This is a genomic window from Streptomyces seoulensis (genome assembly GCF_004328625.1).
Classification (GTDB): Bacteria; Actinomycetota; Actinomycetes; order Streptomycetales; family Streptomycetaceae; genus Streptomyces; species Streptomyces seoulensis.
Genome location: NZ_CP032229.1, coordinates 5,077,446 through 5,100,239, shown reverse-complemented (window position 1 = coordinate 5,100,239; position 22,794 = coordinate 5,077,446). Strand labels below are relative to the sequence as shown.

Annotated in this window: 20 protein-coding genes; 7 read left to right on the top strand and 13 right to left on the bottom strand. The window is 74.0% G+C overall.

The window, feature by feature from the left end:
- Positions 1-183: 183 nt before the first annotated feature.
- Positions 184-1,215 (top strand): DUF2637 domain-containing protein, encoded by a 1,032-nt coding sequence (locus D0Z67_RS23410; RefSeq protein ID WP_031182493.1) that lies wholly within the window; start codon positions 184-186, stop codon positions 1,213-1,215.
- Positions 1,216-1,290: 75 nt separating this feature from the next.
- Here D0Z67_RS23410 and D0Z67_RS23405 read toward each other — a convergent pair whose 3' ends face one another.
- The 3 genes from D0Z67_RS23405 to D0Z67_RS23395 form a co-directional block, all read right to left on the bottom strand.
- Positions 1,291-1,734: an ATP-binding protein gene (locus D0Z67_RS23405; protein ID WP_031182492.1), complete on the bottom strand. Its 444-nt coding sequence runs from the start codon at positions 1,732-1,734 to the stop codon at positions 1,291-1,293.
- A gap of 331 nt (positions 1,735-2,065) precedes the next feature.
- Entirely contained in the window at positions 2,066-3,808 is a 1,743-nt protein-coding gene (locus tag D0Z67_RS23400) for a pyruvate dehydrogenase (RefSeq protein WP_031182491.1), read from the bottom strand.
- Between the two features lie 69 nt (positions 3,809-3,877).
- On the bottom strand, positions 3,878-5,359 hold the full coding sequence (locus tag D0Z67_RS23395) for a protein phosphatase 2C domain-containing protein (RefSeq protein ID WP_037775502.1): 1,482 nt from the start codon (positions 5,357-5,359) through the stop codon (positions 3,878-3,880).
- Between the two features lie 138 nt (positions 5,360-5,497).
- On the opposite strand from D0Z67_RS23395, the gene D0Z67_RS23390 reads away from it, so the two are divergent.
- Positions 5,498-5,980 (top strand): DUF456 domain-containing protein, encoded by a 483-nt coding sequence (locus D0Z67_RS23390; RefSeq protein ID WP_031182489.1) that lies wholly within the window; start codon positions 5,498-5,500, stop codon positions 5,978-5,980.
- A gap of 6 nt (positions 5,981-5,986) precedes the next feature.
- On the opposite strand, the gene D0Z67_RS23385 is transcribed toward D0Z67_RS23390, so the two are convergent.
- The 8 genes from D0Z67_RS23385 to D0Z67_RS23350 all read right to left on the bottom strand — a co-directional run bounded on the left by D0Z67_RS23385 (position 5,987) and on the right by D0Z67_RS23350 (position 14,458).
- Positions 5,987-7,150, bottom strand: a complete 1,164-nt coding sequence (locus tag D0Z67_RS23385) for an SGNH/GDSL hydrolase family protein (RefSeq protein WP_031182488.1) — start codon at positions 7,148-7,150, stop codon at positions 5,987-5,989.
- A gap of 254 nt (positions 7,151-7,404) precedes the next feature.
- Entirely contained in the window at positions 7,405-7,899 is a 495-nt protein-coding gene (locus D0Z67_RS23380) for a methylated-DNA--[protein]-cysteine S-methyltransferase (RefSeq protein ID WP_031182487.1), read from the bottom strand.
- Between the two features lie 8 nt (positions 7,900-7,907).
- Entirely contained in the window at positions 7,908-9,299 is a 1,392-nt protein-coding gene (locus D0Z67_RS23375) for a DNA-3-methyladenine glycosylase 2 family protein (protein ID WP_031182486.1), read from the bottom strand.
- A 79-nt stretch (positions 9,300-9,378) separates the two neighbouring features.
- Positions 9,379-10,443: a ribosome small subunit-dependent GTPase A gene (gene rsgA, locus D0Z67_RS23370; protein ID WP_234312851.1), complete on the bottom strand. Its 1,065-nt coding sequence runs from the start codon at positions 10,441-10,443 to the stop codon at positions 9,379-9,381.
- Positions 10,444-10,659: 216 nt separating this feature from the next.
- Entirely contained in the window at positions 10,660-10,884 is a 225-nt protein-coding gene (locus D0Z67_RS23365; protein ID WP_031182484.1) for a hypothetical protein, read from the bottom strand.
- Positions 10,881-11,426, bottom strand: a complete 546-nt coding sequence (locus D0Z67_RS23360; protein ID WP_131589699.1) for a hypothetical protein — start codon at positions 11,424-11,426, stop codon at positions 10,881-10,883. Before D0Z67_RS23360 ends, D0Z67_RS23365 begins: the two co-directional genes overlap by 4 nt.
- Before the next feature lie 27 nt (positions 11,427-11,453).
- Positions 11,454-12,905, bottom strand: a complete 1,452-nt coding sequence (locus D0Z67_RS23355; RefSeq protein WP_031182482.1) for a cellulose-binding domain-containing protein — start codon at positions 12,903-12,905, stop codon at positions 11,454-11,456.
- Positions 12,906-13,138: 233 nt separating this feature from the next.
- A complete protein-coding gene (locus D0Z67_RS23350) occupies positions 13,139-14,458 on the bottom strand; it encodes a radical SAM protein (protein WP_031182481.1) in 1,320 nt (439 codons plus the stop codon).
- 186 nt (positions 14,459-14,644) lie between these two features.
- Between D0Z67_RS23350 and D0Z67_RS23345 the strand changes: the two genes are divergently transcribed.
- The 4 genes from D0Z67_RS23345 to mmuM are packed head-to-tail and all read left to right on the top strand — an operon-like array spanning position 14,645 to position 18,109.
- Positions 14,645-15,895: an FAD-binding protein gene (locus D0Z67_RS23345; protein ID WP_031182480.1), complete on the top strand. Its 1,251-nt coding sequence runs from the start codon at positions 14,645-14,647 to the stop codon at positions 15,893-15,895.
- A 53-nt stretch (positions 15,896-15,948) separates the two neighbouring features.
- Complete coding sequence (locus D0Z67_RS23340) at positions 15,949-16,524, top strand: TetR/AcrR family transcriptional regulator (RefSeq protein ID WP_031182479.1); 576 nt, start codon at positions 15,949-15,951, stop codon at positions 16,522-16,524.
- Positions 16,521-17,216: an alpha/beta fold hydrolase gene (locus D0Z67_RS23335; protein WP_031182478.1), complete on the top strand. Its 696-nt coding sequence runs from the start codon at positions 16,521-16,523 to the stop codon at positions 17,214-17,216. The genes D0Z67_RS23340 and D0Z67_RS23335 overlap by 4 nt, the downstream gene beginning before the upstream one ends.
- Positions 17,213-18,109, top strand: coding sequence for a homocysteine S-methyltransferase (mmuM, locus tag D0Z67_RS23330; protein WP_031182477.1), 897 nt, complete (start codon positions 17,213-17,215; stop codon positions 18,107-18,109). Before D0Z67_RS23335 ends, mmuM begins: the two co-directional genes overlap by 4 nt.
- A gap of 8 nt (positions 18,110-18,117) precedes the next feature.
- Here the strand turns inward: mmuM and D0Z67_RS23325 are convergent, their stop codons facing one another.
- The gene (locus D0Z67_RS23325) at positions 18,118-19,680 is read right to left on the bottom strand and encodes a carboxylesterase/lipase family protein (RefSeq protein WP_031182476.1); all 1,563 of its coding nucleotides are present in this window, start codon (positions 19,678-19,680) and stop codon (positions 18,118-18,120) included.
- A gap of 112 nt (positions 19,681-19,792) precedes the next feature.
- Positions 19,793-20,932, bottom strand: a complete 1,140-nt coding sequence (locus tag D0Z67_RS23320) for a YihY/virulence factor BrkB family protein (RefSeq protein WP_031182475.1) — start codon at positions 20,930-20,932, stop codon at positions 19,793-19,795.
- A gap of 494 nt (positions 20,933-21,426) precedes the next feature.
- Between D0Z67_RS23320 and D0Z67_RS23315 the strand changes: the two genes are divergently transcribed.
- The gene (locus tag D0Z67_RS23315; RefSeq protein ID WP_031182474.1) at positions 21,427-22,761 is read left to right on the top strand and encodes a hypothetical protein; all 1,335 of its coding nucleotides are present in this window, start codon (positions 21,427-21,429) and stop codon (positions 22,759-22,761) included.
- Positions 22,762-22,794: the final 33 nt, after the last annotated feature.

The window sequence follows — 22,794 nt, the reverse complement described above, 5'->3', positions numbered from 1 at the left end:
AAATCGAACTCAACCACCCGTCCGCAGCACACAGTTCGAGTAGAACGGCGCCATCTCGCCGCCCTCGCTCCCCTTTGAAGGACCGTTGCCTCGAAATCCCCGGCCGGGCGCCGGGAATGGGTCACTATGACGGGCGATACGCCCTATCCCAAGGCGCCCTCTTTTCAAGGCAAGGGACCCCTGATGCGAATGACCGACATATCGCTGAACTGGCTGCTTCCGGGCGCCGTGCTGCTCCTGGGCGTGCCGGCGGCGATCGCGGTGCTCGCGCGCGGCAAGCGCTCCTCCGGGGAGAAGGCGGGTACGGACGACTCCTGGGAACGCAGCGAGGAGCGCCGCAGGCGCAAGGAGGCGGTCTACGGCACCGCCTCGTACGTCCTGCTGTTCTGCTGCGCCGCGGTGGCGGCGGCCCTCTCCTTCCACGGTCTGGTCGGCTTCGGTGAGCAGAACCTCGGCCTCACCGGCGGCTGGCAGTACCTGGTGCCGTTCGGCCTGGACGGCGCGGCCATGTTCTGCTCGGTCCTCGCCGTGCGCGAGGCCAGCCACGGCGACGCCGCGCTGGGTTCCCGGATGCTGGTGTGGATGTTCGCCGCCGCCGCGGCCTGGTTCAACTGGGTGCACGCGCCCCGGGGGATCGGCCACGACGGGGCGCCGCAGTTCTTCTCCGGCATGTCCCTGTCGGCGGCGGTGCTGTTCGACCGGGCGCTGAAGCAGACCCGCCGGGCGGCCCTGCGCGAACAGGGCCTGGTACCGCGCCCGTTGCCCCAGATCCGTATCGTCCGCTGGCTGCGGGCGCCGCGCGAGACCTACGGGGCCTGGTCGCTCATGCTCCTGGAGGGCGTGCGCAGCCTGGACGAGGCGGTCGAGGAGGTGCGCGACGACAAGCGGGAGAAGACCGAGGCCCGTCAGCGCCGGCGCGACCAGCAACGGGTCGAACGGGCCCAGCTGAAGGCGCTCAGCCGGGGCGCCCGGAGCTTCGTCAGCCGGACGCCCGCGCGGACGGTGGAGGTGCAGATGGACCGCGCCCCCGCGTCGGCGACCGGGGAGCCGGCCATAGCGGGGGAGAAGCTGACCGCCCGCTCCCGGCCCTCGCTGCAGTCGGTCCGCAAGGAACCGGTCACCGTCGACCTCACCGCGGAGGACGACACGATGGCGCTGCCGCGGCTCGACTCGCTGGAGCGCAAACTGAAGGACCTGGAGCAGCAGTTCGGCTGAGCCCGAGCGGCGACGGGGTGGGGACGCGATTCGTCAGGAGCGCGTCCCCACCCCGTCGTCGTCTCCGCCCGGGGCCTAAGCGGCCGCCGAACCCAGTTCGAACCAGACCGACTTGCCCACCGCGTGGGCCCGTACCCCCCAGGCGTCCGCGAGGGAACGCACCAGGATCAGGCCCCGGCCGCCGGTGTCCTCGTCCGGGGTGGGGGTGCGCATCAGGGGGCCCCGGGCCATGAAGTCCCGTACCTCCACGCGGAGTCCGCGCTGGGAGACGACGACGGTGAGGACCGCGTCGTCGTCGGTGTGCACCAGGGCGTTGGTGACGAGTTCGCTGGTGAGCAGTTCCGCTATGTCGGACCGGTCGGGCCGGTCCCAGTGCCGTAACAGGGCGCGCAGTTCGCGCCGCGCCGCGGGCACCGCCGCGAGGTCGGCCCGCGCCAGCTCGCGTCTGAGCCGGTGCGCCTCACGTGTGCCGCCGGTCTCGCCGTCCCCCGTGTCCGCCGGGGTGGCCCCCACCGTCATGGGACCGCCCTCTCGCGCCTGCCTCGTCATGACCCCCGCCCACACGTCGCCGGCCCTCCCCCTCCTGGTCGACCGCGTCCACGACGGATGGTTGCCCAGTGGACCAACGGCCAGTCATGGCCGTCGCCCGACCGCCGGGTCTTCGGCCACGCGCGGCGGCCGTACGGGCCGTCCACCGGCCGCCTCGACAGGTGTACGGAAAGCGCCGAGGCGGCCGGAAGACACCGCAGGAGCCGTCTGAGGGCTCCTGCGGGCCCATCCGCACACCCAGCGCCCCCGATCGGTCACTCGCGGTGAAACTGACCGGAAACAGCCGCTTGTGGGGCCGAGTTCAGGGCCGGGGCACGTTGCGGAGGTTGGAACGGGCCATCTGGAGCATCCGGCCGACCCCGCCGTCCAGCACGATCTTCGAGGCGGACAGCGCGAACCCGGTGACCATGTCGGCCTTGATCTTCGGCGGGATCGAGAGGGCGTTGGGGTCGGTGACGACGTCCACCAGGGCCGGCCCCTTGTGCTTGAACGCGTCCTTCAGCGCCCCGGCGAGCTGCTTGGGCTTCTCCACCCGTACCCCGAACACCCCACAGGCACGGGCTACTTCGGCGAAGTCGGGGTTCACGTCGGTGGTCCCGTAGGAGGGCAGGCCCGCCACCAGCATCTCCAACTCGACCATGCCGAGCGCGGAGTTGTTGAACAGCACGATCTTGACCGGCAGATCCTGCTGCACCAGGGTCAGGAAGTCGCCCATCAGCATGGTGAATCCGCCGTCACCGGACATGGAGACGACCTGCCGGTTCCGGTCGACCAGCTGGGCGCCGATGGCCATCGGCATGGCATTGGCCATCGAGCCGTGCGAGAACGAACCGATGATCCTGCGGCGGCCGTTGGGCTGGATGTAGCGGGCGGCCCAGACGTTGTTCATGCCGGTGTCGACGGTGAAGACCGCGTCGTCGTCGGCCAGTTCGTCCAGCACTGACGCCACGTACTCCGGGTGGATGGGGACGTGCTTGTCCACCTTGCGGGTGTACGCCTTGACCACGCCCTCCAGCGCGTCGGCGTGCTTCTTCAGCATCTTGTCCAGGAAGCGCCGGTCCGTCTTCTCCCGCACCCGGGGGATCAGACACCGCAGCGTCTCGCGGACGTCACCCCACACCGCGAGGTCCAGCCGCGAACGCCGGCCGATGACCTCGGGCCGTACGTCGATCTGCGCGATCTTCACATCGTCCGGCAGGAACGCGTTGTACGGGAAGTCGGTGCCGACCAGGACCAGCAGCTCGCACTCGTGGGTGGCCTCGTAGGCCGCGCCGTACCCGAGCAGCCCGCTCATCCCAACATCAAATGGATTGTCGTATTGAATCCACTCTTTCCCTCGCAGAGCGTGCCCCACCGGGGACTTGACCCGGCCCGCGAACTCCATGACCTCGGCGTGGGCGCCCGCCGTGCCCGCGCCGCAGAACAGGGTGACCTTGTCGGCCTGGTCGATCATCTCCACCAGGCGGTCGATCTCGGCGTCGCCGGGGCGGATCGTGGGCCGGGAGGTGACCAGGGCGCTCTCGAAGGACCGGTCGGGCGCGGGCTGGTCGGCGACATCGCCGGGCAGGGTGACCACGCTGACACCGCGCTGGCCGATCGCGTGCTGGATCGCGGTCTGGAGCAGCCGGGGCATCTGCTGCGGGTTGGAGATCATCTCGCTGTAGTGGCTGCACTCCGCGAACAGCCGCTCGGGGTGCGTCTCCTGGAAGTAGGAGAGGCCGATCTCGCTGGACGGGATGTGGGAGGCGAGCGCGAGTACGGGCGCCATCGAGCGGTGGGCGTCGTACAGGCCGTTGATCAGGTGCAGGTTGCCGGGGCCGCAGGAGCCCGCGCACGCCGTCAGTTTGCCGGTGATCTGCGCCTCGGCGCCGGCCGCGAAGGCGGCGACCTCCTCGTGCCGTACGTGCACCCAGTCGATCGCGGCGTTGCGGCGCACGGCGTCCACGACCGGGTTGAGACTGTCGCCGACGACGCCGTACATACGGCGCACGCCGGCACGGGCGAGGATGTCGACGAACTGCTCGGCGACGTTCTGTTTGGCCATGACGGTCGTCCGCCCCTTCGCGGTCCCGGGATACGCCCCTGCGCATCCATCAAGTCACAGGGGTCCCGGTTACGCCTCCCAAACGGCGGCGGCCGTACGGTCGTCGGCGTACCCCTTCACCCTCGTCTGGACGTCCGCCAGGAACCCGGCGAGACCCGGCGCGGCGGCGCGCGACCAGCGGCGGCCCAGGAACGCCCGCAGGGACGCCTCGCCGTGCAGCGGGTCCGCGAGGCCGGAGGTGCACATCATCAGCACATCACCCGGCCGGGCTATGGCGGCCCGGAACCGGAACGGCGCCCGCGGCGGCTCGGCGGGCTCGTACGGGCTCGGCGGGACCGGGATGCCGAGGTCCATCGTGAGACGGTCGCCGTCCGGCGGCTCCTCCCCCGGTGCGGGCGGTGCGGCCGGTTCGACGGACCGCCACTCGCCGTCCCGCAGCCGGAACAGCCCGCCCTCGCCCGCGCCGAAGAACACGCGGGTGCGGCAGTCCGGGTCGGCGGGCAGCAGCAGGCAGCGCAGGCTCGCGGTGGGCTCGCCGGAGGCGGCGCGGAGTTTGCCGAGGGTGCGGTCGGTGAGGCGGTTCAGCCCGGACTTGAGGTCGCCGCGCCGGTCGGCCCGCAGGTCCTCGACCAGCCGTTCGTGGCTGCGGCCCACCGCCTGTCCGATCCACCGGCACGCCTCGGCGGCCGCCCGGTGCGCGCCGGGCGCGGCCCGCGCGCCGGTGGCCATCGCCACCAGCACCAGCGCCTGCTCCCCCGCGCCGAACCGCGCCACCAGCAGCGCGTCCCGCCGCGCCTCCCCCCGGTACCGCGCGGAGTCCCCCCGCAGCGACACCGCCCGCAAGGTGCACGCCCCGTACCGCGCCCCCTCCAGCACGGTGTCCGACACCAGCTCCCCGAGTGCCTCGGGGTCGGCGACGGGCAGCGCGGTGGGCTCCGGCGCGTAGGTGGGCGGCCGCGAGCCGACGTAGTCGGGGGCGGGGGGCGCGGCGGGGGTGAAGTGCGCCACGCCGGTCACGACCGGGCCCCGGGGAGCGCCGGGCTCCACCGCGGCGGGCGCGGGCCAGCCGGGCATGGGCGGGACGGCGGGGGGTTGGCCGGTCCGGGGCGCCGGGGTTGCCGGCGCGGCCGGGGTGCGTCCTGCCGGGGCGTCCGTGGGCTTCGCCCGCCGGGGGTCGGGGGCAGGGGGCGCGGCCGGCGGTGCCGGGGCATCCGGCACCGGGGGGACGGCCGGTTCATGCGGCACGGGAGGCGGCGGGGCGGCCCCCGGCTGAGCGCCGTAACCCGGAGCGGGCGCCTCCGCCTCCCGCTGCGCCGGGAACGGCGGGCGCTCCTCGGGAGCCGGGCCGTCGGTTCTCCGGGACGGAAGGGGCGGTGAACCCCCCTGCGGACCACCCCGGTCGCCGGACACCGTCGTGCGTTTCGCCGAGGCGTAGCGGTCGTCCAGGGAATCCGGGCCCGGTGCCGGTCCGGTGTCCTCGGCCGTCTCGTCGTAGAGCTGCCCCCACCAGTCGTCGTCCTGGCGAGTGGGCCCGCCCCCCTGCTGACTCATGCCGGTAATTGTCACCACGCGGGGCGCGCGGAAACGGGGCATCGGCGAAATCCGGCCCTCCTCGCCTGCGCGTCGAGGGACAGGGCGAACGGCCGTACGAGATCTGCGGTTCCGTCCGGGCTCGGGCACGCTGGGCAGATGGGAGCGTGGGAACTCCTGCTGGTCGGCCTGGTGATCGCGCTCGGCCTGTGCGGAGTGCTGGTGCCCGGGGTGCCGGGTTCGTGGCTGGTGTGGGCCGGGGTCCTGTGGTGGGCGCTGACGAACCCGTCGGGCCTGGCCTGGGCGCTCCTGGTCGGCGCGACCGTCGTCCTGCTGCTGGCGCAGGCCGTCCGCTGGACGCTGCCCGCACGCCGGCTGCGCGCGAGCGGCGCGACGCCCCGGATGGCGGTGTACGCGGGGGTCGGCACGCTGGTCGGCTTCGTGCTGCTGCCGGTGGTGGGCGCGCTGCCCGGCTTCATGGGCGGGATCTACCTCGGCGAACGGCTCCGCCTGGGCCGCCACGGCGAGGCGATGGCCGCGCTGCGTACGGCGATGCGCTCGGGCGGCTCCAGCGTGTTCACGGAACTCTTCGCCTGCCTGCTGATTGCCGCCGCGTGGCTGGGCGCGGTGCTGTGGGGCTGAACCCGTTCACAGCAGGACGCGGCTGACGCAGTCGGCGACCGCCCGCATCCCGTCGTCGTCGAAGTGCAGGTGGTCGCCGGGGTCGTAGCGGGGCAGCAGCCGCGCCGGGTCGGCCGGATCGCGAAGCGCCGCGTCCGCGTCGCAGACCGCGTCGAAGGCGTGGCCGGTACGGATGAACTCGTTGACCCCCTGCCGCACCTTCTCGCGGGCCGCCGTGTGGGCCGGGTAGCCGGCGTACGGGGTGAGGGTGACGCCCACGACCCGCAGGTGCCGGGCGTGGGCGCGGGCGACGAGGGTGCGGTAGGCGTCGGCGTAGGCGCTGACATCGTCGGCGGTGGGGCTGCCGTTGATGTCGTTGACGCCCTCGAAGACGACGAGGAAACGGGCCCCGGCGCGGTCCAGCGCGTCCGCGTCGAGCCGGGCGAGTGCGCCGGGGCCGGTGCCGTCGCGCAGCAGGCGGTTGCCGCCGATGCCCGCGTTGAGGACGCCGAGCCGGCGGTGGCGTTCGGCCAGCAGGTCGGGCCAGCGGTGGTTGGCGTCGTGGGTGGAGCCGTGGCCGTCGGTGAGCGAGTCGCCGAAGGCGACGACGCCGGCGGTGGCCGCGCCGCGTACGTCGACCCCGGCGAGGTAGTACCAGTTGCTGATGGGGGTGCGGTACGCCGACCCGTCCTCGTCGGCCGCGTGCCCGGCACCGACCAGGGCGACCCAGCTGGTCTGGAGGGCGGTGCCGTGCTGGGTGGCGGGGCCTGAGTCGTCCGGGGTGAGGACGGTGACCAGGAGGTCGGCGGCGGCCGGGACGGTGAGCCGGACCGGGTCGGTGAGGAGGTCCCGGCCGGGCGGGACCGTGGCGCTGGTCGCGCGGTGGAAGGTGGCGGTGCGCAGGGTGCCGGGTACGGCGTCCGGGCCCTGGCCCTGCCGGAGGGCGACGGTGACCGCGCCGAGGTGGAGCGGGGTGGTGCCGAGCCGGTTGGTGACCCGCACCCGCAGCTCGTGGCCGCCGACGCTGAGGTGGACGATGTTGCGGATCGCGGCGCCGGGCAGGGCGGGGGCGGTGCCGGAGGGGGCGGCCTCCCAGGTGCCGGTCCAGGGCTGCTGTCCTCCGGCGGCCCATGCGGGGGCCGGGGTGAGGACGAGCAGCAGGGCCGCGAGGAACCGTACGACGTAGCCCAATGTCCGCCCTTTCGCACCGGGCCCGTCCGGCTGTCCGGGCCACCGCAGGCGACGGTGCCACACGGGCGAGCCGGGCGCGGAGCACCCGCACCGCACGCCCACCCGCTCGGCCCAGCCGGTCGGGTGGGTCCGGTCAGCGCACCCGCATCCCTGCCCGACTTGTGCTGCGGTTACCCAGGGGCGCGGGGAACTGCGCGACCGGCCACGACGGCCCGCAGCCGCCCACGCGCCGAGCAGCCGGCGACGGGCAGGGGCTACGCATCCCCCAGCACCCCCTCCAGCCGCAGCAGCCACATCTTCCGTTCCAGCCCGCCCGCGTACCCGGTCATCGTGCCGTCGGCGCCGATGACGCGGTGGCAGGCGCGGACGACGAGCAGGGGGTTGGCGCCGAGCGCGCCGCCGACCGCGCGGATCGCGGCGCGGGGCGCGCCGAGCCGGGCCGCGATCGCGCCGTAGGTGGTGGTGGACCCGTAGGGGACGGCGTCCAGGGCGGCCCACACCCGCTCGCGGAACTCGGTGCCCTGGGCGCGGACCGGCAGGTCGAACTCCTTGAGGTCTCCGGCGAAGTACGCGGTGAGCTGCTCGGTGGCTTCCCGGAAGGGCCCGGCGTCGTGCCGCCAGCCCTCCTGGACGGTCCGTCCGCCCTTCTGGCCGGGTACGGAGACCGAGGTCAGGGCGCCGTCGGCGTCGGCGGTGAGCAGCAGGGGGCCGACCGGGGAGGCCAGTTCGGTCCAGTAGGGGTTGTCCATGATCGCCATCAGTCGGTCAGCTCCTCGGCGACCCGTAGGTGGAGTACGGCGTAGGACCGCCAGGGCCGCCAGGCTTCGGGCAGGTCCGTACCGGGTGGGGTGACGTCCGGGTCGCCGAGCACGCGCGCCCGGAGGGCGGCGACGGCGGCCGGGGTGATGCCGGGCAGCCCGGCCAGCGCGCGCCGGGCCTCGTCCCGGTCGGCGCCGGGGTCCAGGCGCAGGCGGCCGTCGGCGAGGGCGGCGGCGAGCGTACCGATCGGCGTCCCGGCCTCCGACCCGGCGAGGACGGCGGGCTCGGGGAAGAGGTGGGTCAGGGTGCCGCTGGGCGCGTCGAGCGCCTTGCCGTACCGCAGGACGAGCCGTTCGAGGGCTTCCGGTGTCCCGGTCAGGACACGCGCGGCGATCTCCAGCGGGTCGACCGCGCCGGGTGAGCGCAGGCCGGGCCGGGCGGCGACGAGCGGGGCGAGCCGGGGGTCGGCGCCGAGGCGGGCGTCGACGGCGTAGGGGTCGGCGTCCAGGTCGTACAGCCGGCGCAGCCGGTGCACGGCGGTGGTGAGGTCGCGGGGGTCGGTGAGCAGCAGCCGGGCGTCGAGCCAGCCGCCGGGCCGGGTGCCGCCGCGCGGCTCGGGGGTGTGGGCGCGCTCGTGGACGACGGCGACACCGGTGCCGTACGGCAGCCGCAGGGTGCGCCGGTGGACCCGTGCGCCCGGGGTGCCGGTCACCTCCTCCACGCCGGGTACGGCCTCGCGGGCGAGCAGGTCGAAGACGGCGCCGGCCTGATAGGGGCCCCGGTGGGCCAGGCGCAGCGGGATGCCGGTGCCGGGAGTGGCCCGGCGGGAGCGCGGGGCGGCGTTCCGTACCTCGGTGGGGGTGTGGGCGTAGACCTCGCGGATGGTGTCGTTGAACTGGCGGATGCTGCGGAAGCCGGACGCGAACGCGATGTCGGTGACTGGGAGTTCGGTCGTCCGCAGCAGGGTCCGCGCGGTGTGGGCGCGCTGGGCGCGGGCGAGGGCGACGGGTCCGGCGCCGACCTCGCCGGTGAGCTGGCGCTGCACCTGCCGGGGGCTGTAACCGAGGCGGGCGGCGAGGCCGGTGACGCCTTCGCGGTCGACGACGCCGTCGGCGATGAGCCGCATGGCCCGGCCGACGACGTCCGCGCGGACGTTCCACTCGGCCGACCCCGGTACGGCGTCCGGGCGGCAGCGGCGGCAGGCCCGGAAGCCCGCGCCCTGGGCGGCGGCCGCCGTGCGGAAGAACCGGACGTTGCACCGCTTCGGTGTCACCGCCGGGCAGCTCGGGCGGCAGTAGATGCCGGTGGTCCGGACGGCGAAGAAGAAGACGCCGTCGAACCGCCCGTCGCGGCTGCGCACCGCCTCGTACCTGCTGTCATCGTCCGTCATGCGTCCAGTGTCGGACGTGGGAGGGGGGCCGGGCCAGCGGAAAACGGACATGCAGCCCGGCCCCCTCCCTCAGGGGTCGCTAGGACCAGTGCCCCCGCTTGGCCCGCATCGCGGCCCGGCCCTCGGCCCCCTTGCGCTTCCAGTCCTTGCGGATCTCGGCGCGCAGGCGGGCGTCGGTCTTGGCGACGATCCACTGGTTCTCGCGGACCAGCTTGCGGTAGCTCTCCAGCCGCCGGACCGGCAGTTCGCCGGAGTCGACGGCGGCGGCGACCGCGCAGCCGGGCTCCGAGCTGTGGGAGCAGTCGTGGAACCGGCAGCGCGCCGCCAGTTCCTCGATCTCGGAGAACACCTGGCCGACCCCGGTCTCCGCGTCGTACAGGCCGACGCCGCGCAGGCCGGGGGTGTCGATGAGCACACCCCCGCCGGGCAGCGGCAGCAGGTTGCGGGTGGTCGTGGTGTGCCGTCCCTTGCCGTCCACGTCCCGCGCGGCCCGTACGTCCATGACGTCCGTACCGACGAGCGCGTTGGCCAGCGTGGACTTGCCCGCGCCGGACTGCCCGAGCAGCACGGCGGTGCCGTTGCCGGTCAGCGCCCGGAGCTCGTCCAGCCCGTCGCCGTGCAGCGCGCTGACCGTCAGCACGGCCACACCGGGCGCGGCGGTCTCGACGTCCTGCACGAGGTGCGCGAGCGTCACGGGGTCCGGCACGAGGTCGGCCTTGGACAGGACGACCACCGGCTGCGCCCCGGACTCCCACGCCAGCGCGAGGAACCGTTCGACCCGCCCGAGGTCCAGCTCGACGGCGAGCGACACGGCGACGACGGCGTGATCGACGTTGGCCGCCAGGATCTGCCCGTCGGACCGCTTGGACGAGGTGGACCGCACGAACGCCGTCCGGCGGGGGAGGTAGGCGCGGACGTACCGGGGGCTGCCGCCCTCGGGGTCGACCGCGGCCCAGTCCCCCGTGCACAGCACCCGCATCGGGTCGTTGGGCGTCACGAACGCGGTGTCCGCGCGGACGACCCCGTCCGCGGTGAGGACGTCACACTGCCCCCGGTCGACCCGGACGACTCGCCCGGGGAGCAGACCCTGACGGGCGTAGGGGGCGAACTCGGCTTCCCAGTGGGAGTCCCAGCCGAGGGTCAACAGGGCATGAGAGGAGGAGAGTTGCAAGGGAGACCCTTCACAAGGGTGACCCCGGCGAGCGCCTGCGGCGCGATCGGATCAGCCGGTGGCCACGGAGGTGGAGTGGATGAACTTCTGGTCGCGGGCAAGACCCATCACAGAGACAGCCATCGGTCACACCTCCCTTTCCTCACTCGGCCTGAGGCTCCGGCGAACCACCGCCGCGCGAAGCGGTTCTCACTGTAGAGCGGCGCCTGTCGAGCCGCCATCGATTTTCGCGGCATGGGGAGCCCGGTCCAGGAGGTGGTGCATGACGGTCTCCGGGAGGGCGGGGTTGGCGGCGGTGATGTCTGCGGTGGTGCGGTCGTACAGGCGGGTGGTCAGGAGGCGTGTGGACAGGCGTGGGTTGACGGCCGCGGTGTTCCGTACGGACCAGTGGGGATCGTCGAGCAGGCGGATCACGGATGCCTCGCCGAGCCCTTCTTCCGCCGCAGGACGGTGTCCCAGCCGGCCTCCCGCTCCTCCGGTCTTTCCGCCGCCCACCCCCGGGCCCACGCCTCCGGCCATTCCCCGAACGGGGCGACGGCCACGAACCAGACCTCGTACTCCTCGCAGGTGAGGCCCAGGACGCTCTCCCCTTCCGGCGACATCGTCACGAACTCCGGCTGCCCCGGGCGGGGGCCGAGGTGACCGGCCAGATCCCACTGCTCCCCCAGCCGCACTCGGGTCCAGCAAGCGCAGCCCTGGTTGCCGACGCTGATCAGGAACTCCCCGTCCGCGTCGAACACGCCGTGCTCGACGGCGAGCCGGTGCCACTGCCGGTTCAACTCCGCGACCAGATCGGCGTGGTCGTCCGGTACGGCGAGCGTGGGTTCCGTGCTCGCGGCGATCACCGGGCGCCAGGCGGTCATCGGGGGGCGCGCGTCAAAGACCCGTCCGGTTCCGACGAGTTCAAGACCGGCGCGGCGGAGCAGTTCGTGCAGTTCAGCACGGTCAGCCGTCATGTCGGCCATCATCCCCCGCGGCTTCGGTCAACCGTTCGCGCAGGGAGTTCCGTTGAGGGTGAACGCGTCCGGTGTGCCGTTGGCCCCCTGTGAGCTGCCCACGAACCCGAACTCGACCGTCCCGTGGGCGGCGACCGACCGGTTGTAGTCCTTGGCGTCCGCCGTGACCCGGGCGCCGTCCTGGTGGGGGGTCGCGTCCCAGGTCTGGCCGATGCGCTGGCCGTCGGGGAAGGTCCAGGCGAGTCGCCAGCCGGTGAGGGGGGCGTCGGTGGTGATGCGCAGGGTCGCCTGGAAGCCGGTGCTCCACTCGTCGTCCAGGCGGTAGGCGACCTGGCAGGTGGTGGGGGTGCTCGGGGTGGGGGTCGCCGAGGGCTTGGGGGACGGCGGCGGAGGTTTGCGGGTCCGGGTAGGGCTCGGGATCGGGGACGCCGGTACCGGGATCGTCCGGGTCGTCGCCGGGGCCGCCGAGCGGGAGGGGGACGGGGTGGGGGCGGGGTGCGGGGTGTCGGGGGCGGCGACCGGTTTCTGGTCGTCGCGGGCGGATGCGTCGGCGTCGTCCGGGGTGCCGAAGGGCATCAGGGAGACGCCGAGGGCCACCGCCGACAGCAGGCCCGCCGCCGCGAGGAGGCTGCCGCGCAGGACGCGGCCGCGCGCCGCCTCGTCGTCCGTACGCGCCCCCGGTCCCGAGGGTGCGCCCACGCCGAGGCGGACCTCGGCGGCGCGGCGGCGGCGTTCCAGGTAGGCGAGGGCGCCCCAGCCGATGACACCGCCGGCGAGCGCGGCCGGGATGCCTCCGCCGTGCAGGCGCAGACAGGCGGCGGCCTCGGCGCACGGGACGCAGGTGGCGAGGTGGCGGGAGAGGTCCTCGGGGGTCTCGGCGCCGGGCGAGCGGGTGACGGCGTCCAGCAGACGGGCGTAGCTGCGGCACTCGGCGTCCAGCGGGGCGTCACGGTGGGCGCGGTGGCAGCGGTCGTGGAACAGCACGCGGACCTGGTCGAGTTCGGCGCCCGTGGTCAGCGGGTCCAGGCCCAGCCGGCGGGCGACGCTGGGCAGCGGGAGCGACTCCACCTCGGCGAGCCAGAGCAGCGTGGCGTCGGCCTCGGGCATGTCACGCAGACCCCGCAGCGCGATGGGCCGGCCCAGCGGAGGACCCGGGTAACGGGCGGCCGCCTCGGAGTTGAGCCAGAGGCGGAGGTCGGGGTCGAGTTGGTGTCCCTTGCCCTCGCTCTCCCAGTTCGCCGCCGTCTCCCGTACGGCGGTGAGGAGTTGGGGGATGACCGGCAGCCGGGCGGTACGGCCGCGTACGGCACCCTGCGCGGCCCGCAGCTCACGCATCCCCAAGGTGAAGGCTTCGTCGGCCAGTTGGTGCGCCGTTCCCGCTCCGGCCGTGCACAGGTCGGCGTAGGAGAGGACCGCGTCCCAGCACTCGGCGAACAGCGCCGCCTCGGCGGCGTCCTGAGGTGGCGGCAGATCGGGCATCGGTCTCCAGCGTCCACGAGCGAGGGGCAACTCACCACAGCGAGGGTGGAGTTGGGGCCTCGCGGAGGCAGGAGCCTTTCACGCCGCCGCCGGGCTGACAAGCGGACCCGGCGGATCGGGTGAGCGCCTCGTCGCCCGGCGTGACCGGTCCGGTCACCGCGCGCCCGCCACTCCGTCAGGGGATACGGAGGCGGGCGCTCAGCGGTTCAGACTCCCGGACCGGCAGGGCCGGTTCAGACCTCCACCCGCTCCTCGGCGGACAGGCTGTCCATGAAGGAGCTGACGGAGAAGACCGCGTTGCCGGGGCCGGGCGGGCCGTAGCCGGGCGGGTAGGAGAGGCCGAAGTCGTCCATGGTGTTGCGGTACGCCTCCAGCAGCCGGATGTGGTACTCCAGCGGCGCGCCCTGCGGGTTGGCCTTGCCGAGCGGGGTGGTGGGCTCGGGGCACCAGGTGGTGAAGCGCGGCGTGATGCCGTGCGACATGAAGAAGCGCAGCCCCTCGGTGGTGGAGGCGATGGCCTCGTCGACGGTGGTGAAGCCGAAGGGCTCGGCCATCTCCACGCCCGCCACGAAGTTGGGGATCACGTTGCGCGCGCCGAACACGTCGGCGGAGTCCAGGATGCGCTTGTGCCACTCGTCCCGGCCGACGTACCGCTCCTTGCCGGGGCAGTACATCTTGAACAGGTACTCGTCCCACACCTCGAAGTTGGGGTGGTAGATCTGCACGCCGTAGTCCTTGAAGCGCTGGACGTCCGCCTTGGGCAGCGCCTGGGCGACGACCTTGCCGATCCAGCGGCCCGGGAAGTGCTCCTCGATGGCCTTGGCGTACCGCCCGTAGAAGTCGGCCTCGTCCAGCCCCTGGACCTTGGTCGTGATCGCGCCGCCCGTGAGGGTGTACGCGGTGGAGATCTTGGCGGTGTCGTACTTGTCGATGATCTCCAGCGCCTCAAGGACCTCGTCGACGTCCTTCACGCCCGTGTAGGGCCGGCCCGCCGCCTTGTGCTGGCGCCAGTTGTGGTTGATGTCGCAGTACTGGCACTCCTCCTTGGCGCCGAAGTACTGGCACACGCGGAAGGCGGTCAGGTAGATCAGGTAGCCCCACTGAATGGTGGGGGCCACCTCCATGACCGACTTCCCGTTGGAGAGCTTGTGCCGGTAGTACTCGGGCATCGGCGGCACGCCGACGTCGGAGATCCGCTTGCCGTCGAGGTAGAGGCCGAGCTGGCCGTGCTCGTCGGCGGCGACCCGGTAGGGGGAGGCGGGGTTCACCCGTACGGAGACGACCGTGCGGCGCAGGTCGTAGGGGCCGCCGGTGAGGATGATCTCCTCCGGGGGCCTGCGGAGCGCGGCCTCGCCCAGCTCGGGCAGGGTGCCGTGGTCGAAGGAGAAGATGAAGTAGGACTTCGGCTTCACCTCGCCGTTCTCGTTGTCGCTGAGGGCCGAGGCGTCGAAGGCGACTCCGCCCCGGAGCAGGTCCTCCTTGAAGACGGCTTCCCGTGGCACATGCGGGAACCGCTCCATCAGATCCTCGACCAGCGCGGTGCGGCTGCCCATCCCTGTCTCCTCCGGCTAAGGTCCCGGCTCACACGTACATCTCACACCGTATGCCCCCACTTCCCGGCAAGCCCTCCCGGGGTGCTGTGAGCCACGCGACGTGTTGCCCCACCGTCCGGGTCTTCGCAGGTCGCGGCAGTGATGAGAGGGTCTGGGCACAAGGCACTCTCGGGAGGGACGGCAGGGATGACCAGGTCGGCGCGGGCGGTCACCAACTGGGCGCGGAACATCACGTACACGGCCGACGAGTTCCACCGGCCCGCCTCACCGGACGCGCTGCGGGCGCTGGTGGCGGACAGCGCGCGGGTGCGGGTGCTGGGCAGCGGGCACTCCTTCAACCGGATCGCGGACCCCGGCGCCGGGGGCGTCCTGCTGTCGGTGGCCGGGCTGCCGCCGGTGATCGACGTGGACACGACGGCCCGGACGGTACGAGTCGGGGGCGGGGTCCGGTACGCGGAGCTGGCCCGTACGGTGCACGCGCAGGGGCTGGCGCTCGCCAACATGGCGTCCCTGCCGCACATCTCGGTCGCCGGGTCGGTCGCGACGGGCACCCACGGCTCCGGCGTGGGCAACGGGCCGCTCGCCTCGGCGGTACGCGAGGTGGAGCTGATCACGGCGGACGGCGGCACCCTGCGGATCGCCCGGGGCGACGCCCGTTTCGACGGCGCCGTCACCTCGCTGGGCGCGCTCGGCGTGGTCACCGCACTCACCCTCGACCTGGAACCGGCGTACGAGGTCGAGCAGCACGTCTTCACCGAACTCCCCCTGGACGGGCTGGAGTACGAGACGGTCGCGGCCTCGGCGTACAGCGTGAGCCTGTTCACCGACTGGCGGGCGCCGGGGTTCCGGCAGGTGTGGCTGAAGCGGCGCACCGACCAGGCGCCGGTCGACTTCCCGTGGGCAGAGCCGGCGGCCGGGGCGATGCATCCGGTGCCGGGGATGCCCGCCGTCAACTGCACCGAGCAGGGGGGCGTGCCGGGGCCCTGGCATGAGCGACTGCCGCATTTCCGGGCCGAGTTCACACCGAGCAGCGGCTCGGAGCTCCAGTCGGAGTACCTGCTGCCGAGGGCGGACGCCCTCGTCGCGCTGCGTGCCCTGGACGCGATCCGGGAGGCGCTCGCCGAGGTGGTGCTGACCTGCGAGGTCCGTACGGTCGCGGCCGACACGCAGTGGCTGAGCCCGGCGTACGGGCGTGACTCGGTGGCGCTGCACTTCACCTGGATCGAGGACGCGGCGGCCGTGCTCCCCGTGGTCCGCGCGGTGGAGGCCGCCCTCGGCACGCTGGACGCCCGGCCGCACTGGGGGAAGGTGTTCGAGATGCCGTCGGCGGTCGTGAAGGAGCGGCTCCCGAGGCTGGCCGACTTCCGGGCGCTCGCGGCCGAGCTGGACCCGGCGGGCAAGTTCGCCAACGAGTTCGTGCGGGAGATTCTTTCCTAGAGCCTCTAGGATGCAGCCTGGAAACCCAAGGTGGCATCCAAGGAGGTGGGTCCATGGCGCGTGCGGGGATCACGGCGGACCGGCTGGTCGCGGCCGCCGCCGAACTCGCGGACGAGGCCGGCTTCGAGCACGTCACCCTCTCCGCGCTGGCCCGGCGCTTCGGGGTGAAGGACGCGAGCCTGTACTCGCACGTCCGGAACCTGAACGACCTGCGCACCCGGCTGGCGCTGCACGCGGGCGGCGAGCTGATCGACCGCATCGCGGCGGCGGTCGCCGGACGCGCGGGCCGGGACGCGCTGACCGCCTTCGCGAACGCGTACCGCGCCTACGCCCTGGAGCACCCCGGCCGGTACGCCGCCACCCAGATCCGCATCGACCAGTCCCTGATCGCGGACTCCCCCGCCCTGCGCCGCACCGCCGAGATCACCTACGGGATGCTCCGGGCCTACGGCCTGACCGAGCCCGACCTCACGGACGCCGTACGCCTGCTGCGCAGCACCTTCCACGGCTACTGCGTACTGGAGTCGGCGGGCGGCTTCGGCGCCGGCCGCGCGGTGGACGCCTCGTGGGACAAGGGGGTCGAGGCGCTGCACCGGGCCCTCGAACACTGGCCGAGGGAGAGCGCATGACGACCCCCGACTTCGACGTCACCGGCACCGGCCCGGTGCTGCTCCTCCTGCCGGGCGGCGCAGGGCATCCCATGGGGCTGGGCCCGCTGGTCGCGCGGCTGGCGCACCGGTTCACCGTGGTGACGTACGACCCGCTGGGCCTGGCGCACGGGCGGCTCGGGCAGCCGGTGCCGGACCAGCGGCCGGAGGACTGGGCCGACGGCGCGGACCGGGTGCTGGCCGCCGTGCTGCCGCCCGGTGAGCGGGGGTACGTCTTCGGGACCAGCTCGGGCGGGATCGCGGCGCTCGCGCTGGCCGCGCGGCACCCGGAGCGCCTGGCGCACGTGGTCGCGCACGAGCCGCCGTGCGCGCTGGTCCTGCCGGACGGGGCGGACCGGCGCCGGGAGCTGCTCGCCGCGCTGGACGGCCCGGGGCGCCCGCCCGCCGAGGGCCCGGACGCGACCCCGATGGGCGTCTTCCTCGCGCATGTCCTGCACCCCTTCACCGCGTACGTACCCACCCCCGCGCCCGCCCTGCTGACGCTCGCGGCGGGAGCCGACTCGCGTGACCAACTCCCTCACCGCACGGCCGAGTTCCTCGCCGAAGGCGCCCTGCTGGAACTCCCCGGCGGCCACCTCGGCACCCTGGAGCACCCGGAGGAGTTCGCGGACCGGCTCGCCGAGGCGCTCACCTCGATTAGCGTCGAGGGATGAGCACCGACCTGGCCACCGCCCTCACCGAGGGCCCGCCGCTCGTCCTGGACGGCGGGCTCTCCAACCAGCTGGCGTCGGCCGGGTACGACCTGAGCGACGAGCTGTGGTCCGCGCGACTGCTCGCGGAGGCCCCGGAGGCGATCACCGAGGCCCACCTCGCCTACTACAGGGCCGGCGCCGACGTGGCGATCACGGCTAGCTACCAGGCGACGTTCGAGGGCTTCGCGGGGCGCGGCATCGGCCGGGCGCAGGCCGCGCGCCTGATGGCGTCCAGCGTGGAGCTGGCCCGCGAGGCCGCCCGGCGCGCCAGGACTACGCGCCCCCTGTGGGTGGCCGCCTCGGCGGGCCCGTACGGCGCGATGCTCGCGGACGGCTCCGAGTACCGGGGCCGCTATGGCCTGACCCGCACCGAGCTGGAACGCTTCCACCGCCCCCGCCTGGAGGTCCTCGCCGGGGCCGCCCCCGACATCCTGGCCCTGGAGACGATCCCGGACACCGACGAGGCGGAAGCCCTGCTGCGCGCGGTACGCGGCCTGGGCGTCCCCGCCTGGCTCTCCTACAGCGTCGACGGCGACCGCACCCGGGCCGGCCAGCCCCTGGAGGAGGCGTTCGCCCTGGCCTCCGACGCCGAGGAGATCGTCGCGGTCGGCGTGAACTGCTGCGCCCCCGAGGACGTGCCCCGGGCCGTGGAGACGGCGGCGCGGGTGACGGGCAAGCCGGTGGTCGCCTACCCCAACAGCGGCGAGACCTGGAACGCCCGGACCCGTACCTGGGACGACTCCCCCACCCTCGATCCCACCCTCTCGGCCACAGGCGCCCGCCTCGTGGGCGGCTGCTGCCGGGTCGGCCCGGAGACGATCACCGCGATCGCCCGGTCACTGGGCCGCGTCTGACCGTCCGGTCAGCGCCTGCGCAGTACCGGGGACCTGCGCAGGCGCCGTACCGCCGCGAGCCGGTCCGGGGAGGAGGCCGGGCGGGGGACGAAGGGGCGGGTCCAGAGGGCGAGTTCCGCGTCCCGGGGGCCGTGGGCGAGGTGGGGGCCGGTGGTGTCGAAGACACGGGTGGGGTGGGTCGCGTCCCAGGACGGCCAGCCGGGGTCGCCCTTGGTGGCGAAGTCGACCCAGGAGGCGTGCATGGTGTCGGCCAGGGACTGGGGGGCGCCCTCGCCGGCCAGCCTCACGGCCTCCTCGACCTCGCCGGTGTCGAAGACGAAGCCGAGTTCCAGGGAGTGGCAGGCGCCGAGGGCGGGGCGGAGCGACGGCCAGGCGAACTCGTACACGTGAGAGCGGGACGGGCGGGCGTCGGCCAGGCGGTGCAGCGGAAGCCGCAGCATGTGGTCGGTGACCATCTGGCCGACCAGTTCGGCGGCGCCCGCGGAGGGCCGCAGGGCGCGGTAGCCGCGCGGGACCTCGGAGCCGACGTGGCAGCGGGCCATCGCGCCGGCCAGAGCGACCGCGCCGAGCCGGTCGACGTGTTCGACCAGGCCGCCGGGCACCAGCCAGAGCCGGTACTCGTCGCGGGTCCAGCCCATCAGCAGGTCGACGCCGGGTGCCGCGCCGCCGTCGCTGAGGGCGGCCAGCGGGTCGGTGGGGACGAGGTCGCCGTCGACGACGATGCCGAAGCCGGGCCCGCCCAGGACGGGGCTGCTGCGCCGGCCGGCCTCGGCCTGGGTGCGCAGCAGCAGGTCGCGGTCGACGCCGGCGAAGGCGGCGGCGGTCGCGGGGACCTTCAGCCGGGCCGCCATCCGGCGGACCATGCGCCGGACCTTCTCCCGGTCCGAGACCTCCGGCGCCCCGCTCTGGAGCACCGCGCGCCGGACCAGCCCGCGCGCCTGCGGGGCCGCGATGAGCACGCCCGTGCTGATGGCCCCGGCCGACTGCCCGGCCAGGGTGACGTTGCCGGGGTCGCCGCCGAAGGCCGCGATGGACTCGTGCACCCAGGCCAGCGCGGCGAGCTGGTCGCGCAGGCCCAGGTTGGCGGGGGCGTCGGGGAAGAGGCCGTAGCCCTCGACGCCGAGCCGGTAGTTGACCGAGACGAGGACGACGCCGTCGCGGGCGAAGGCCCGCCCGTCGTACACCGGGACCGCCGAGGAACCCCTGGTCAGAGCGCCGCCGTGCAGCCAGACCAGCACCGGGAGGCGGGCGCCGGGGCCGGGCTCGGGGGTCCAGACGTTGAGGTTGAGACAGGCGTCGCCGGGGACCGAGGGGTCGGAGAGGTACTGGGCGAACGCCTCGGAGTACGGCGGTTTCGGCGGGGTCGGCCCGAAGGCTCCGGCGTCGCGCACGCCGTCCCAGGGCTCGGGCGGCTCGGGGGCGCGGAAGCGGCGGAGACCGAAGGGGGGTGCGGCGTAGGGGATGCCCCGGAACACCGCGTTCCCGTGCTCGTACCGGCCGCGTACCGCGCCGTACGGAGTGCGGGCCACCGGGCCCGTCCGGTCAGTCCGGTCAGTCCGGTCAGCCGACATCGCCCACCAGCCCTTCGTCGCCGGTGCGGCCGCCGGGGCGGCACGCACCACATCTGTCTCCCAGAGCACCGCCCGGAGTGGATCTATTCCGGCGCACCGACCGCCCGTACGGTCAGTCGTCCCGGGAGCCCTTGGGCGGCTGGTGGCCGTTCCTGGTGTGGCCGCGCAGCCGGCCGGTGATGTCCTCCGGGGGCAGGAAACGGGACCAGCGCTCGGGGAACTCGGACGGCATGTCCGGGTCCTCCGGGTCGGCGTCGCGCAGCCCGGCCGCCCAGGCGACGTAGTCCGCGACCTGGGCCTCCCGCTGGCGCTCGTTGGCCTCGCGGGCGGCGGCGGTCGCGGCGGCGGGCCAGACCCGGTCGATGGCGGCGTTGACGGCGGCGCCGACCAGCACGGCGAAGGCGGACACGCCGATCCACAGCAGCACCGCGACGGCGGCGGCGAGGGAGCCGTAGATGGTGGCGCCCTCGATGGTGTGGGTGAGGTAGACGCGCAGCAGGAGGCTGCCCACCACCCACATGGCGAGGGCGACCAGCGCGCCGGGCACGTCCTCGATCCAGGGCGAGCGGACGGGCACGGAGACGTGGTAGAGCGTGGTCAGGAAGACGATGGAGAGCACGATGACGACCGGCCAGTACAGCACTTGGACGACCGTCGCCGACCACGGCAGCACCCCGACCACCGCGTCCGGACCGGCCACCATCAGGGGCAGCGCCACCGAGCCGATCAGCAGGGCCACCACGAACAGCAGGAACGCCATGATCCGGGTCTTGACGATGCCCCGGACCCCGTCGAGGCCGTACATCACGGTGATGGTGTCGATGAAGACGTTCACCGCGCGCGAGCCCGACCAGAGGGCGAACAGGAAGCCGATGGAGATGACGTCGGGCCGGCCGCCCTTCATCACGTCGTTGAGGATCGGCTCGGCGATCTCCTTGACGCCCTTGTCGGACAGGACGGTGCGGGAGGCTTCGAGGAGGTTGGTCTCCAGGCTGTGGATGGTGTCGGCGCCGGTCCAGTCGTCGACGTAGCCGAGCAGGCCGATGAGGCTGAGCAGCAGCGGGGGCACGGACAGCAGCGTGAAGAACGCGGCCTCGGCGGCGAGGCCGAGGATGCGGTACTCCATGCAGGAATTGACCGTGTCCGTCAGCAGCAGCCAGGCCGTCCTCCGCTTGGAGACGTTCCGGTAGAGCGCCTTGGCCCGGTGGAGGCGACCGTGGGGCCGCTTGGGGGATTCGCTTGCTGACTGCACGTCCTAACGGTATCCGCCGCACCGCGCGCCACTCACCTCGCGGGGGCACGCCCGAGTGACGGTCCGGCGCGGGGTGCGGCGCCGCGGGGGTGGTGCCGCGCCGACTCGGCACCGCCCCCACGACACGGGCCCGCGAGGGGCGCGAACGCCGCCCCGGGGCGGCGCAGGAGTCAAGTCTCCTGCTGTCCCTCCCGGTTCACCAGAGGGGTGGGGGGTTGCAACTTGTCCCCGGCCGTGCGCGGAGGGTGTCGGACGGCCCCGTGAGCTGCCGCGCGGCGCCGGGGACGGCGGTGCGCCGGACGGCACGGGGGGCGCGTCGAGCGCCCCCTTTCACGCCGGGCGCCTCCTGCCGCAGGGCGGGCACCTTCCGTGTATTTGCGGCCTCTTGGCCCCGTCGCACCCCGTGCTGCCGTAGCATCCGAGGCGGGTCCGCCCCGTGCCGGGTGATCAACAAGACGATCGCCGGGCGCAGTTGGCCCGCCTCGGGAGGAGACATGAAGCAGCGCGGCAGACACCGCAGGCGCAGACGGGGCGTGGCGTTGCGCGCGGCCCTCACGGGGACCGGGCTGGCGCTCACCGCGGCGGCCACCCTGATCAGCACCTCCCAGGCCGAGGTCGCCGGGAACCCCGGCGCGCTCAAGCCGCTCACCTCCGCCTCCGACACCGCCCCGCTGCGCCTCCAGGAACGCCTGGAACCCGCCGCCGTGCTCAACCGGCTGTCCGCCGCCATGGGCCGCCCGGTCGGCGTGGACACCGTGCTGGGCGACGCCGACCGCCGGATGCGGGCGGGCGCCGACTGCACGGACGACGACCGCTCCTCCCTGCCCCTGACCCCCGAGGCCACCCGTTCCTACTGCTGGGACCCGGCCGACACCGCCGACACCGCCTGGCGTCCCGCCGCCGTGACCACCTCCGGCGACGCCGACGAGGACGGCGTCTGGGGCAGCCACCGGGTGGTGCTGACCGGCTGGACGCACGCCACCGACACCGGCCGCGCGGCCGAACGCGGCCTGACCCGCGTCGCCTTCACCGACCTCGACGACCCCGCCCGCCCGGTCTACCGCTGGGTCCTGCTGGTGCTGCCGGTCGACGGCGGCCGGGACTACCGGCCGCTGACCTCGGGCGTCTCCGGCATGGTCTGGAACCACGGCAAGCTGCTGGTGACCGCCTCCGACGGCGGCGCCGAGGCGCTCTACGTCTACGACCTGGACCGTATCCAGCGCACCACCACCAACGAGCCCGCCGTCGGCCGGGTGCCGCACGGCTGGTCGGCCGCCGGGTACCGGTACGTCCTGCCCGCCGTGGGTTCCTACCGCTACACCGACGGCCGCTGCGAGGGCGGCCGGCCGCCCTGTCCCGGCCCGCTGGCGCTGGACCGCAGTACCGCCCCGGTAAGCCTGGTCGCGGCCGAGCGCACCTCCCCGGACGGCGCCCGCCGCGCCCGGCTGTGGCGGTACGCGTTCAGCTCCGCGCCGGACCGGGCCGGTCTGCTCGCCACCGACTCCGCCGGGCACACCGACGCCGTCGAGATGTTCCGTACCAAGGCGCGCGGGGTGCGGGGTGTGCTGTCGTACCGGCAGGCCGGGGCGGCGGGCTCGTCCTGGTACACCGGCCAGCTGCCGGGCTCCGAGGACGGCCGGGGCGGGCTGTGGCGGCAGGACGCGGACGGCGCGAAGGGGGCCCGCTGCGGCGCGGACGGCTCGCACCACTGCTGGACCGAGTCGGCGGTGGCGCTGTCGTACTGGCAGGAGACCGGCGAGGTATGGTCGCTGTCGGACCGGATGCTGTTCGCGGTGCCGCTGACCTCGCTGGAACGCTCGCTGGACTGAGCCGCGATCCCGTTGGTGATCCCGCCGCCGGCG

What these genes read in the sequence shown, in the direction of transcription:
- D0Z67_RS23410 (WP_031182493.1), top strand. Translation starts at nt 184, where the DNA reads ATGCGAATGACCGACATATCGCTGAACTGGCTGCTTCCGGGCGCCGTG.
- D0Z67_RS23405 (WP_031182492.1), bottom strand. Translation starts at nt 1,734, where the DNA reads ATGACGGTGGGGGCCACCCCGGCGGACACGGGGGACGGCGAGACCGGC.
- D0Z67_RS23400 (WP_031182491.1), bottom strand. Translation starts at nt 3,808, where the DNA reads ATGGCCAAACAGAACGTCGCCGAGCAGTTCGTCGACATCCTCGCCCGT.
- D0Z67_RS23395 (WP_037775502.1), bottom strand. Translation starts at nt 5,359, where the DNA reads ATGAGTCAGCAGGGGGGCGGGCCCACTCGCCAGGACGACGACTGGTGG.
- D0Z67_RS23390 (WP_031182489.1), top strand. Translation starts at nt 5,498, where the DNA reads ATGGGAGCGTGGGAACTCCTGCTGGTCGGCCTGGTGATCGCGCTCGGC.
- D0Z67_RS23380 (WP_031182487.1), bottom strand. Translation starts at nt 7,899, where the DNA reads ATGGACAACCCCTACTGGACCGAACTGGCCTCCCCGGTCGGCCCCCTG.
- D0Z67_RS23375 (WP_031182486.1), bottom strand. Translation starts at nt 9,299, where the DNA reads ATGACGGACGATGACAGCAGGTACGAGGCGGTGCGCAGCCGCGACGGG.
- D0Z67_RS23360 (WP_131589699.1), bottom strand. Translation starts at nt 11,426, where the DNA reads ATGACGGCTGACCGTGCTGAACTGCACGAACTGCTCCGCCGCGCCGGT.
- D0Z67_RS23355 (WP_031182482.1), bottom strand. Translation starts at nt 12,905, where the DNA reads ATGCCCGATCTGCCGCCACCTCAGGACGCCGCCGAGGCGGCGCTGTTC.
- D0Z67_RS23350 (WP_031182481.1), bottom strand. Translation starts at nt 14,458, where the DNA reads ATGGGCAGCCGCACCGCGCTGGTCGAGGATCTGATGGAGCGGTTCCCG.
- D0Z67_RS23345 (WP_031182480.1), top strand. Translation starts at nt 14,645, where the DNA reads ATGACCAGGTCGGCGCGGGCGGTCACCAACTGGGCGCGGAACATCACG.
- D0Z67_RS23340 (WP_031182479.1), top strand. Translation starts at nt 15,949, where the DNA reads ATGGCGCGTGCGGGGATCACGGCGGACCGGCTGGTCGCGGCCGCCGCC.
- D0Z67_RS23335 (WP_031182478.1), top strand. Translation starts at nt 16,521, where the DNA reads ATGACGACCCCCGACTTCGACGTCACCGGCACCGGCCCGGTGCTGCTC.
- mmuM (WP_031182477.1), top strand. Translation starts at nt 17,213, where the DNA reads ATGAGCACCGACCTGGCCACCGCCCTCACCGAGGGCCCGCCGCTCGTC.
- D0Z67_RS23325 (WP_031182476.1), bottom strand. Translation starts at nt 19,680, where the DNA reads ATGTCGGCTGACCGGACTGACCGGACTGACCGGACGGGCCCGGTGGCC.
- D0Z67_RS23315 (WP_031182474.1), top strand. Translation starts at nt 21,427, where the DNA reads ATGAAGCAGCGCGGCAGACACCGCAGGCGCAGACGGGGCGTGGCGTTG.